Below are 12054 nucleotides of genomic sequence, written 5' to 3' on the forward strand. Positions count from 1 at the left end.
ATCACCGCGTCCGCCGGGACGGTCGTCGCCGGCCTGCTCTGCCTCCTGCTCTCGGACCTCGCGTCGAACCGCAGCCTCGGGCCGGTCGGCGCGATCGGCATCGCGTCCGCGTACCTGGCGGCGTTCACGCTCCTGCCGCTGCTGCTGCTCGTCGCGGGCCGGCGGTCCCGGGTGCTGTTCTGGCCGCGCGTCCCGCGCCCGGAGATCGGCGCGCACGCCGCCGGTCCCGCGGCGGAGCCCGTGGCGGCCGGCCAGACCGGACCGGCGCACCACGGGACGCACGTCGCGCCCGGGTCCGGCGCCGACCCCGCGCCGGCGGCGGGGCTGTGGGGCCGGCTCGCCCGGGGCGTGGGCCGCCGGGACCGGGTGGTCTGGGTCGTCACCACCGTCGTGCTGCTCGGGTTCGCCGCGTTCCTCCCGACGTTCCAGGCGTCCGGGACCGGCCAGGCCGACGTGTTCCTCAGCGACGTCGACGCCGTGGCCGGCGAGGAGGTGCTCGCCGAGCACTTCCCGGCCGGCACGGTGCAGCCCGCGACCGTCGTCGTGGCCGCCGAGGACGCCGACGCGGTGGTCGAGGCGGCACTCGGGGTGGACGGCGTGGTGTCGGCGACCCCGTACACCGGGGCGTCGAGCGGCGCGCCTGCCGGCCCGCCCACGGACGGGGCCGCCGAGGCCGCGGAGCCGGTCGTCGTCGACGGGAACGTGCGCGTCGACGTCGCCACCCAGGACGCCGCCGACACCACGGCGGGCGTCGACACCGTCGAGCGGCTGCGGGAGGCCGTGCACGAGGCGGTGCCCGACGCGCTGGTCGGCGGGGCGGCCGCGGAGACGCTCGACGCGCAGGACGCTGGCACCCGGGACCTGCGGGTGATCGTGCCGGTGGTGCTGGTCGTCATCCTGCTGATCCTCATGGTGCTGCTGCGGTCCGTGGCCGCCGCGGTGCTGCTCATGCTGGCGAACGTGCTGTCCTTCGCGGCGGCGCTCGGCGTGGCGGCGCTCGTGTTCGAGCACGTGCTCGACTTCCCGGGGGCCGACCCCGCCGTGCCGCTCTACGCGTTCACGTTCCTGGTCGCGCTCGGGGTCGACTACTCGATCTTCCTCATGACGCGGGTCCGGGAGGAGAGCGTGCGCAGCGGCACCCGCGTGGGCGTGCTGCGCGGCCTGGCGGTGACCGGCGGGGTGATCACGTCGGCCGGGATCGTGCTCGCGGCGACGTTCGCGGCGCTCGGCGTCATCCCGCTGCTGTTCCTGGCCCAGCTGGCGTTCATCGTGGCGTTCGGCGTGCTGCTCGACACGCTGGTCGTGCGGAGCCTGCTCGTGCCGGCCCTGGTGCACGACCTCGGCCCGCGGACCTGGTGGCCCAGCCGGCTCGCCCGCCAGGAGGCCGTCGACCGGGCGGCCTAGGGTGGCGGCCATGACGGACACGCTGCGGGTGGGACTGGTCGGGTACGGGTCGGCGGGGCGGGGCATCCACGCCCGCCTGCTCCGCGAGGTCGGCGCGCAGGTGGTCCGGGTCGTCACCCGGAGCCCCGAGCGGGCCGCCGTCGCGGAGGAGGACTGGCCGGACGTCGCGGTCGACGGGGAGGTCGCGGGGATGCTCGCGCACGCCGGCGACCTCGACGTGGTCGTCATCGCCAGCCCCACGGGCCGGCACGCAGAGCACGTGCGCCTCGCGCTCGCGGCGGGGGTGGCCGTGGTCGTCGACAAGCCGCTGGCCACGACCGCCGACGAGGCCGCGGAGCTCGCCCGGGCCGGTGCCGAGGCGGGGGGCAGGCTCACCGTGTTCCAGAACCGGCGGTGGGACCCGGAGCAGCTGACGCTGCGGGCGCTGCTCGACGCCGGGGAGCTCGGCCGGGTGCACCGGTTCGAGCGGCGCTGGGAGCGGTTCCGGCCCGTGCCGCAGAACCGGTGGAAGGAGAACGACACCCGCGCCGGCGGCCTGCTGCTGGACCTCGGAGCGCACCTGGTCGACTCGGCGGTGCAGCTGTTCGGCCCGGTCGCGAGCGTGCACGCCGAGCTCCGGAACATCACCACGCCGGCGGTCGACGACGTGTTCCTCGCGCTCACCCACGCGGCACGCCCGGACGGGACGGCGGTCATCAGCCACCTGCAGGCCGGCGGGCTCGTGGGCGCGCCCGGCCCGCGCACGCGGGTGCTCGGGGAGCGCGGGGCCTACCTGGTCACGAGCTTCGAGGGGGAGGCGACGCCGTTCGCCGTCCTGGACGAGGCCGCGGGGGAGGACCACGAGGGCTGGCTGGTGCGCGGCGCCGAGAAGCAGCCGGTCCGCCGCGCGCCGGGCGGGCACCCCGACTTCTACCGCGCGGTCGAGGCGTGGGTCCGCGGCACGGGGCCGGTCCCGGTGGACCCGGCGGACGCGGTGGTCACGGCGCGGGTCCTGGACGCGGCGCGGGTCTCGTCGGCGGAGCACCGCGTGGTCCAGCTCGACGCCCCCTGACCGACGCCCCGCGCCCTTCCTCCCCATCCCCTCCCGCGCGCCGCCCCTCCCGCTGAGACTGCAGAACCCGGGCGGTTCGCGGGCCGGGAACCGCCCAGCAGCTGCAGTCTCGGCGACCTGCGGTCAGCGCAGCATCGCGGCCGCGGCGGCCTCCGGCGTGGGGTGCAGGTGCACGAACCCCGCCGCCGCCAACGCCGTCGGGGTCGCGCGCAGGCTGCCCAGGATCTCCTCGGAGAACTGCCCGATCGCGATCTTCAGCGCCCAGCCCGGCACCCGCACGAGCGCGGGGCGGTGCAGCTCCGCGGCGATCGCCCGGACGATGTCGCCGTGCCGCGCCGGCTGCGCCACCAGGTTCACCGGCCCGGACACCGGCGCGTCGAGCAGGTGCAGGATCGCGCGGACCTCGTCCTCCAGGCTGATCCAGCTCCAGTACTGGCGCCCCGTCCCGAGCGGCCCGCCCACGCCGAGGCGGATCAGCGGCAGCAGCTTGCCCAGCGCGCCGCCGCGGGGCGCCAGGACGATGCCGCTGCGCAGGAACGCCACGCGGACGCCGGGGCGCGCGACGGCCGGCGCGGCGGCGGCCTCCCAGGCCCGCACGACGCCGGACAGGAACGTCTCGCCGTACGGCTCGGCCTCCGTGACCAGGTCCTCGCCGCGCTCGCCGTAGGCGCCGGTCGCCGATCCCTGGAGCAGCACCCGCGGCGGCCGGTCCATGTCCGCGATCGCGGAGGCGATCAGCCCGGTGCTCCGGGTGCGGGACTCGATGACGACCCGCTTGCGGGCGTCCGTGAGGCGCTTGTCCCCGACCCCCGCGCCCGCGAGGTTCACCACGGCGTCGGCGCCGGCGAGCGCCTCGGGGGGCAGCACGCCGGCGTCGGGGTCCCACCGGACCTCGTCGGTGCCGCGCGGGGCCCGGCGGACCAGCCGCCGCACCGTGTGCCCCTCCGCCCGCAGGCGCTCGACCAGCGCCGTCCCGATCAGCCCGCTCGACCCCGCCACCACCACGACCATGGCGCGACCCTACGTCCCGGACCCGGGCCGGGCCCGTGGGGCGCCTGCCCCTAGGGTGGGGCGCCATGGACGCCGACCGCCCGACGCCGCCGCTCGCCGTGGTCGCCGCCGAGGCCGGGGTCTCCGTGCCGACGGTGTCGAAGGTGCTGAACTCCCGCGCCGACGTGGCCCCGGCCACCCGGCAGCGGGTGACGGAGGCGCTCGCACGGCACGGGTACGCGGTGCGGCCCTCGGGCAGCCGGCGCACGGGGTTCGTCGACCTGCGGATGGTCGACCTGGACAGCACCTGGGCGGAGGCGGTGGTGCGGGGCGCGGCGCGTGCGGCGGCCCGGCTGGGCTCCGACCTGGTCGTGACCGTCGACCCCGACACCGGGTCGTCCGGCGCCTGGGTCAGGCACGCGCTCGCGCGGGGCACGGACGGGCTGGTCAGCGTGGTGGGGGTGCCGGACGACGCCGCCCGGGCGGACCTCGGGAGGGCGGCGGTCCCGCTGGTGGTCGTCGACCCCCGGACCCGGCCCGACCCGGACCTGCTGGCGGTCGGCGCGACGAACTTCCGCGGCGGGCTGGACGCCACCGCGCACCTCGTGGGCCTGGGTCACCGGCGCATCGCGATCATCACCGGACCCCAGGAGCAGGACAACGCCGTCGCGCGCCTGGCGGGGTACCGGACGGCGCTGATCCAGGCGGGCATCGGCGCCGACGACGACCTGGTCCGCGACGGGGACTACAGCGTGGACGGCGGGTTCCGGGCGGCGAGCGTGCTGCTGCGCCTGGACGACCCGCCGACCGCCGTGTTCGCCACCTCGGACGACACGGCGATCGGCGTGCTGCGCGCCGCCCGCGAGCACGGGGTCCGGGTGCCGGACGACCTGGCGGTGGTCGGCTTCGACGACCTGCCCGTGGCCGCGTGGCTGGACCCCGCGCTCACGACCGTCCGGCAGCCGCTCGCCGAGATGGGCGACGCCGCCGTCACGCTGGTGCACCGGGCGCGGGAGGGTGCTCCCGGCCCGGCGCACCTGGAGCTCGCGACCCGGCTGGTGGTCCGGGGCTCGACGAGCCCGCCGCGCTGAGCGGCCGCCGTGCACCGGGCGTCAGCCGTGCCCGCCCCGCGCGACGACGAGCGTGAGCGGCCGCGACTGCACGGTGATCCCCGCGTCGTTCGTGGTGCTCACGGTGACGCGGTGCGCCCCGCGCTGGGTGACGGGCGTGACGGCGCACGACCACGCGCCGTCGGCGTCGACCTCGGCGGTGCACCACGTGCCCCCGTCCCGCCCGGTGACGGTCAGGTGGGCGCCGGGCTCGCCGGTGCCGGCCAGGTGGTCGATCTGCGCGACCGGGCGGCGCGGTGCGGGGTCGGTGACAGCCGGGACCACCGGCTCCGCCGCGGACGAGAACACCTCGGCGGCCAGCACGGGCCGCAGGCGCTGCTCCATCTCGTCGTCCGTGACGTAGTCCCGCAGGGCGCCGTCGTCCAGGTAGTTGCCGATCGCCGCGACGATCATCGACTGGTCCAGGGACAGGTACCGCTCGGCGACGGTCCCGGACCGCACCGCGACCGAGTCGTAGAAGCCGCCCGGCCCGTAGCCGCCGAGGTCGTCGGCGATGTTCTGCAGGTTCTCGACCACGCCGCGCGGGTCGTACTCCAGCCCGAGGAACGCGGCGTGCGGGGTCACGACGCCGTCGCCGAACTCCGGGTCCGGGTCGGTGCCCTCGCGGCAGCCGGCGAACCCGGCGTCGACGTCGGTCGTCCCGTCGGACAGGTAGCCGTCCGAGCGCATGCCCAGCGCGTCGACGCCGTACTCCGCGTAGCCGCCGTGCGGGTTGCTGGCGGGGGAGAACCCCCAGTAGCCGTAGCCGGCCTCCTCGAGCCCGTGCTGCTTCTGGGCCTCGACGACCAGCGGGTGGTTCACACCCCAGGACCGCGGAGCCCACTCGGACTCCGGGACCAGCATGTCCGGCATCAGCGCCTCGAACATCGACCCGCCCCACCCGGGCACCAGCGCCATGTCCCCGTAGTGGTACACGCCCTCGTACACGGGGACACCGCTGTAGGTGCGCGTCACGCCGCTCGGGCGCTGCTCCTGCCACGACCAGTCGCACGTCGACGGGAACGTCCGGTACGTGCCGTAGTACGCCTCCGGCGGGATCTCGCCGTCGGTGATGCCCAGGTACAGGGCGATCCGGGTCTCCGACACCGTCGTGTCGTAGTGGTGGCAGGTGTAGTAGACGGTCTCGCCGCCGGTGTAGTTCCCGGGCACCGAGCAGCCGGCGGGCTCGGAGTCCCAGAAGCCCCCGCGCAGCAGGCCGACGCCGAGGTCCGGTCGCCCGTCCGGGTTGTAGTAGATGCCGAAGTGCATCGAGTCGTAGATCGCCTGCGCGTCGGCGGCCAGCGAGGGCTCCGCCTCGGCGACCACCCGCAGCGCGGCGGCCAGCCACCCGTTGTCCACTGAGCTGAGGAAGTGCTCGACCACCGTGCCGTCGCCCGGCCAGGTGTCCACGCGGGCACCCGTCGCCGGGTCGTACCAGTTGTAGAACATCCCGCTCGCGTCGTGCCGGTCCATCGTCGCCAGCGTGCCGAGCGTCGTGGCGAGCCGGTCGCGCGCCTCCGCCGGGTCCAGCACGCCCAGGTCCCGCGCGACGACGGTCGACCAGAGGTAGCCGCCGATGTTCGTGGGGGAGGTGTAGGCGCTCGCGGTCGACGGGTCCAGCGCGCCGGCGATGTTGTCGGCCACCAGGCCGGTGCCGGGGTCGGTCATCGCCTCCAGCGACCCGTAGGTGTCGGTGAGCCAGCCGCGCAGCAGGTCCTCGTCGACCTGGCCGTGACCGCCACCATGACCAGCCCCGTGGCCGTTGCCCGCGGGGGCGGGCGTGGCGGCGAGGCCGGCTGCCGGCGTCAGCGCCGCACCGGCCGCGGCGAGGACCACCGCGACGCCCGCCGCGGCCACCGCCCGGCGGCGCCTGCCGCGGCGCGGGGTCCGGCCGTCGGGGGAGTCGGAGGGAGGGCGCCGGTCGTCGGCGCGGGCTGCTTCTCGCATCGGGCACGTCCTCGTGGTCCGGGGCGCCGAAATTTCGACACCCGTTGTCGAAAGAGCCCGAGCACGGTAGCCGCGCCGTCGGCACCCGTCAACGGGTGCGCGAACGCCGACGCCCCGGCGACCGCGAGGGTCACCGGGGCGTCGGGGGTGCGACGAGGCGCACGCGTCAGAGGCCGACCTCGGCCTCGAACGCGCCCTCCTCGATCCGCTGCTTCACCGTCATGAGGTACCGCGAGGCGTCCGCGCCGTCCACCAGGCGGTGGTCGTACGACAGGGCCAGGTAGCACATCGACCGGATCGCGATGACCTCGGCGCCGTCGGCGTCCGTGGTGACCACGGGGCGCTTGACGATCGTGCCGGTGCCGAGGATCGCGGAGGTGCCGCCGGGGACGATCGGCGTGTCGAACAGCGCGCCGCCGGAGCCCGTGTTGGTCACCGTGAAGGTCGCGCCGGACAGCTCGTCCGGGGTGACCTTGTTGGCGCGGGTGCGGCCCGCGAGGTCGGCGATCTTGCGGCCGATGCCCGCGAGGTTGAGGTCGCCGGCGTCCCGGATCACCGGCACGACGAGGCCGCGCTCGGTGTCGACCGCGATGCCCACGTTCTCCGTGCCGTGGTAGGTGATCTCCTTGCCCTCGAGCACGCCGTTGATCTTGGGGTGCACCTTGAGGGCCTCGACGGCCGCGAGGACGAAGAACGGCAGGAACGTGAGGTTGACGCCCTCGCGTGCCTTGAAGCCCTCCTTCGCCTTCGCCCGCAGGCGCGCCACCTTGGTGACGTCGACCTCGACCACGGTGGTCAGCTGCGCCTGGCTGTGCAGGGCGTCGACCATGCGCTCCGCGATGACCTGCCGCAGGCGGCTGGCCTTCTCGGTGGTGCCGCGCAGCGGCGACGGCTCCAGCGACTTCGGGGCGGCAGCGGCGGCCGGGGCGGCAGCAGCGGCCGGGGCCGCGGGGGCCTGCGCGGCGGCGGCGGCCTTGGCGGCCTCCTCCGCCTTCGCGGCGGCCTCCAGGACGTCCTCCTTGCGGATGCGGCCGCCGACGCCGGTGCCCGTGAGGGTCGAGACGTCGACGCCCTTCTCCGCGGCGAGCTTGCGGACCAGCGGGGTCAGGTACGACCCGCCGGCCTGCGGGGCGGGGGCCGACGCGGCCGGGGCCGGCTGAGCCGGAGCGGCGGGCGCGGCGGCCGGGGCCGGGGTGCCCTGCGACGGCTGGGTCGGCGCGGAGACCGGCGCCGGGGTGGGGGCCGGGGCCTCCTCCGGCGCGGCGGACTGCGCGGCGGCCTCGGTGACCGGCGGCGCGGCGGCCGTCGCGGTCTCGCCGGACTGCGACGCCGGGGCGGCGGCCGCGCCCGAGCCGATGACGGCCAGCGGGGCGCCGACCTCGGCGGTCTCGTCCTCGCCGACCAGGATCTGCTGCAGGACGCCGGCGAACGGCGACGGGACCTCGGTGTCGACCTTGTCGGTCGAGATCTCCAGCAGGGGCTCGTCGACCTCGACGGAGTCGCCCACGGCCTTCAGCCAGCGGGTGACGGTGCCCTCGGTGACGGACTCGCCGAGCGCCGGCAGGGTGACCTGCTGGCCGTCGACGTCGCCGCCGGACACCGGCTGCTCCTGCTGCGCGGGCTGCTCCGCCTGCGCGGGCTGCTCGGCCGGTGCGGCCTGCGGGGCGGCCTCGGCCTCGGGCGCCGGGGAGCCGTAGCCCTCGCCGGACGTCGTCTGCTCGGCGGGGGCGGGCGTGGACTCCTGCGCCGGCTGCTCGGCCGGGGCGGACTGGCCGCCGCCCGCGCCGGAGCCGTCACCGATCACGGCGAGGACGGCGCCGACCTCGGCGGTCTCGTCCTCCTGCACCAGGATCTGCTCGAGGACGCCCGCGAACGGCGAGGGCACCTCGGTGTCGACCTTGTCGGTCGAGATCTCGAGCAGGGGCTCGTCGACCTCGACGCGGTCGCCCACGTTCTTGAGCCAGCGGGTGACGGTGCCCTCGGTGACGGACTCGCCGAGAGCGGGAAGCTGCACGTTGTCGGACATGACCGCTCGTGTCTCCTTCGAAGTTCGTGTGGTCAGTTGTGGGCGTGCAGCGGCTTGCCGGCCAGCGCCAGGTGCGCCTCGCCGAGTGCCTCGTTCTGCGTGGGGTGGGCGTGGACGAGCGACGCGACGTCCTCGGGGTAGGCCTCCCAGTTCACGATGAGCTGGCCCTCCCCGATGAGCTCGCCGACGCGCGCGCCGATCATGTGGACACCGACGACCGGGCCGTCCTTCTGCCGCACGAGCTTGATGAAGCCCTGCGTCGCGAGGATCTGGCTCTTGCCGTTGCCGCCCAGGTTGTACTCGAGGGTCTCGACCGCGTCGGCCCCGTGCACCTCCTTGGCCTTCGCCTCGGTCAGGCCGACGGACGCGACCTCGGGGTCGGAGTAGGTGACGCGCGGGATGCCGGACTCGACGATCGGCTGCGGGTTCAGGCCCGCGATCTCCTCGGCGACGAAGATGCCCTGGGCGAAGCCGCGGTGCGCGAGCTGCAGGCCCGGGACGATGTCGCCGACGGCGTAGATGTTGCCGACGCCGGTGTGCAGGCGCTCGTTCGTGATGACGAAGCCGCGGTCCAGGGTGATGCCCTGCTGCTCGTAGCCCAGGTCGGCGGTGCGGGGGCCGCGGCCGACGGCGACGAGCAGGATGTCCGCGTCGAACGTCTTGCCGTCCTCGAGCGAGACGTGCACGCCGGCGTCGTCCTGGGTCACGCCGGAGAACCGGACGCCCAGGTTGAACGCGATGCCGCGCTTGCGGAAGGCGCGCTCGAAGGCCTTGGACAGCGCCTCGTCCTCGTTCGGGACCAGGTGGGGGAGCGCCTCGATGATCGTGACGTCCGCGCCGAACGACTTCCAGACGCTCGCGAACTCCGAGCCGATGACGCCGCCGCCGAGGATGATCGCGGACTTCGGCACGAAGTCCATCTTCAGCGCCTGGTCGGAGGTCATCACGCGGCCGCCGATCTCCAGGCCGGGCAGCGAGCGGGCGTAGGAGCCGGTGCCGAGGATCACGTTGCGGCCGGTGACGCGCTCGCCGTTCACCTCGACCGTGTCCTGCGCCACGAGCTTGCCGTAGCCCTCGAAGACGGTGATCTTGCGGGACTTGATGAGGCCCTGCAGGCCCTTGTACAGCCGGCCGATCACCGAGTCCTTGTACTCGTTGACGCCGTTCATGTCGATGCCCGTGAGCTGCGTCTGCACGCCGAAGTGCGAGCCCTCGCGGGCGTTGTCGGCGAGCTCCGCGGCGTGCAGCAGGGCCTTGGTCGGGATGCACCCGTTGTGCAGGCAGGTTCCGCCGACCTTGTCGCCCTCGATCAGGGCGACGCTCAGGCCGAGCTGGGCACCGCGGAGCGCAGCCGCGTAGCCGCCACTCCCTCCGCCCAGGACGACGATGTCGAAAGCGGATCCGGTCGTGTCGGACACGTGAAGACTCCTCCGGCGCAGACTTGTGGAACGCGGTTGTTCCGAGTCATCTTGTCATCTCCGCATAGGCCCGACGACCCAGATCACCGCGCCTGCCCTGTGATTCTGGAGACAGTCATCCCATGTCTCGGGGGTCCGGGGCGCGCGAACTGCCGGGTGCGGCTGTGCGGGTGAATCCCAGCCGGTGCCCAGAATGCGCCGTTAGGCTCGACGCATGGGCCTGTTCTCACGTCTGCGTCGCCGGTCCGGCACCCCCGCGGCCCCGGACGCCCCGCCCACCGGGAAGGCCGCCCGGGAGGAGACGCTGGAGCACCTGCGCGAGTTCACCCGCAGCCGCGTGGGCGTCGAGGCGTACCTGGAGCCCCAGACCAACGTCACGCAGACCACGCTCATGCTCATCGCCACCGACGGGGAGTGGACCCGCCGCCGGGTGCCCGACGCGCGCGCGGGCCACGAGCTCGCCCGCACCCTGGGCGTGCCCCTCTACGACGTGCAGCGCACCGGCTACCCGCAGCGCATGCGCGACTGGAACACCCGGCAGCGGATCCTGCGGGAGCGCGCCGCCCGGGAGCGGGCCGAGCGCCGCGCGTCCGACCCGCGCTGAGCGCGGGTCAGCGCACCGCGCGGGCCTCGATCAGCGCGAGCAGGGTGCGGACGCCGACGCCGGTGCCCCCGACGGGCGTGTACCCGAACGCGGCCTTCTCGTTGAACGCGGGGCCGGCGATGTCGAGGTGCGCCCACGGGGTCGCCCCGACGAACTCCTGCAGGAAGATGCCGGCGGTGAGCATGCCGCCGAACCGGTCGCCGATGTTCGCGAGGTCCGCGACCTTCGACTTCAGGCCGGCGCGCAGGTCGGCGGGCAGCGGCATCGGCCAGAACGCCTCGCCGGCGGCCTCCGCGGCGTCGACGACCTCGGTGCGGACGTCGTCGGTGCCCATGACGGCGGACACGCGCGGGCCGAGCGCGACCAGCTGGGCGCCGGTGAGCGTCGCGATGTCGATGACGACGTCCGGCTTCTCCTCGACCGCGGCGACCAGGCCGTCCGCCATGACGAGCCGGCCCTCGGCGTCGGTGTTGAGCACCTCGACGGTCTTGCCGCCGCGGATGGTCAGCACGTCGGACGGGCGCTGCGCGGTGCCGGACGGCATGTTCTCCGCGAGGCACAGCCAGCCGGTGACGGCCACGGGCAGCTCGAGCCGGGCGGCGGCCACGACGGTGTGCAGCACGGCGGCCGCACCGGCCATGTCGGACTTCATCGCGTCCATGCCGGCGGCGGGCTTGATCGAGATGCCGCCGGAGTCGAACGTGATGCCCTTGCCGACCAGCGCGACCTTCGCGGCCGGGCGCGACGGCGTGTAGGACACCTTGACGAGGCGCGGCGGGCGGGCCGACCCCTGGCCGACGCCGAGGATGCCGCCGTAGCCGCCGGCCGCGAGGGCCTTCTCGTCGAGCACGGTCACCTTGAGGTTCCGGGTGCCGGCGTCCTTCACGGCCGCCTTCGCGGCGTCGGCGAACGCGGCGGGGAACAGGTCGTTCGGCGCGGCGTTCACCAGGTCGCGCACGCCGTGCACGGCCGCGGCCAGCACCTCGGCGCGGGCCAGCGCCGCCTGCGCGGCCTTGTCGCGGGACCGCGGGCTCAGGACGGTGATGTCCTCGGCGGGGGCGCCGGTCTGCTCGCCCGTGCGGTAGCGGGTGTAGGAGTACGCGCCCAGCAGCGCGCCCTCGGCGACCGCCGCGACCTGCGGGACGTCCTCGGCGGGCAGGGCCAGCGCGACGGTCCGGGCGCCGCCCAGCTCGCGCAGGGCCGCTCCGGCCGCGCGCCGCAGGGTCTCCGGCTCGGGGGAGTCGCCCGCGTCGAGCGCGCCGACACCGGTGAGGACCACGACCTTCGCCGCGAGCCCCGTCCCGGCGGGCACGCGCCGCACCTCGTCGACGGCGCCCGTCACGCCGAGCACCCCGGCGAGGCCGGTCACCTGCGCGGCGGTGTCGGCGGGCAGCCAGTCGGCGCCGACGACGCGGGGGCCGGACGGGCTGCTCGCGACCGCGACGACGAGGGCGTCGGCGGTCTGGCGGGTGGGGTTCGCGGAGGTCAACGTCACTCGGGGCACC

Annotated in this window: 9 protein-coding genes; 4 read left to right on the top strand and 5 right to left on the bottom strand. The window is 75.4% G+C overall.

Features of this window, described 5'->3' with window-relative positions; translation table 11 throughout:
• A partial coding sequence (locus KJP73_RS11065; RefSeq protein ID WP_213282920.1) for an MMPL family transporter occupies positions 1 to 1404 on the top strand: 1404 nt, incomplete at its 5' end.
• Between the two features lie 10 nt (positions 1405 to 1414).
• The gene (locus tag KJP73_RS11070) at positions 1415 to 2455 is read left to right on the top strand and encodes a Gfo/Idh/MocA family protein (protein WP_213282921.1); all 1041 of its coding nucleotides are present in this window, start codon (positions 1415 to 1417) and stop codon (positions 2453 to 2455) included.
• A 123-nt stretch (positions 2456 to 2578) separates the two neighbouring features.
• On the opposite strand, the gene KJP73_RS11075 is transcribed toward KJP73_RS11070, so the two are convergent.
• On the bottom strand, positions 2579 to 3466 hold the full coding sequence (locus KJP73_RS11075; protein WP_213282922.1) for a TIGR01777 family oxidoreductase: 888 nt from the start codon (positions 3464 to 3466) through the stop codon (positions 2579 to 2581).
• A gap of 65 nt (positions 3467 to 3531) precedes the next feature.
• Between KJP73_RS11075 and KJP73_RS11080 the strand changes: the two genes are divergently transcribed.
• Positions 3532 to 4536 (top strand): LacI family DNA-binding transcriptional regulator, encoded by a 1005-nt coding sequence (locus tag KJP73_RS11080; protein WP_213282923.1) that lies wholly within the window; start codon positions 3532 to 3534, stop codon positions 4534 to 4536.
• A gap of 21 nt (positions 4537 to 4557) precedes the next feature.
• On the opposite strand, the gene KJP73_RS11085 is transcribed toward KJP73_RS11080, so the two are convergent.
• The 3 genes from KJP73_RS11085 to lpdA all read right to left on the bottom strand — a co-directional run bounded on the left by KJP73_RS11085 (position 4558) and on the right by lpdA (position 9945).
• The gene (locus KJP73_RS11085) at positions 4558 to 6501 is read right to left on the bottom strand and encodes a glucoamylase family protein (protein ID WP_213282924.1); all 1944 of its coding nucleotides are present in this window, start codon (positions 6499 to 6501) and stop codon (positions 4558 to 4560) included.
• A gap of 166 nt (positions 6502 to 6667) precedes the next feature.
• Entirely contained in the window at positions 6668 to 8527 is a 1860-nt protein-coding gene (sucB, locus tag KJP73_RS11090; protein WP_213282925.1) for a 2-oxoglutarate dehydrogenase, E2 component, dihydrolipoamide succinyltransferase, read from the bottom strand.
• A gap of 32 nt (positions 8528 to 8559) precedes the next feature.
• Positions 8560 to 9945: a dihydrolipoyl dehydrogenase gene (gene lpdA, locus KJP73_RS11095; protein WP_213282926.1), complete on the bottom strand. Its 1386-nt coding sequence runs from the start codon at positions 9943 to 9945 to the stop codon at positions 8560 to 8562.
• Positions 9946 to 10159: 214 nt separating this feature from the next.
• On the opposite strand from lpdA, the gene KJP73_RS11100 reads away from it, so the two are divergent.
• The gene (locus tag KJP73_RS11100; RefSeq protein ID WP_213282927.1) at positions 10160 to 10549 is read left to right on the top strand and encodes an oxidoreductase; all 390 of its coding nucleotides are present in this window, start codon (positions 10160 to 10162) and stop codon (positions 10547 to 10549) included.
• A gap of 7 nt (positions 10550 to 10556) precedes the next feature.
• On the opposite strand, the gene KJP73_RS11105 is transcribed toward KJP73_RS11100, so the two are convergent.
• Entirely contained in the window at positions 10557 to 12053 is a 1497-nt protein-coding gene (locus tag KJP73_RS11105) for a leucyl aminopeptidase (RefSeq protein WP_213282928.1), read from the bottom strand.
• Position 12054: the final 1 nt, after the last annotated feature.

The sequence above is a fragment of the Cellulomonas hominis genome (assembly GCF_901521055.1).
GTDB classification, from domain to species: domain Bacteria; phylum Actinomycetota; class Actinomycetes; order Actinomycetales; family Cellulomonadaceae; genus Cellulomonas; species Cellulomonas endometrii.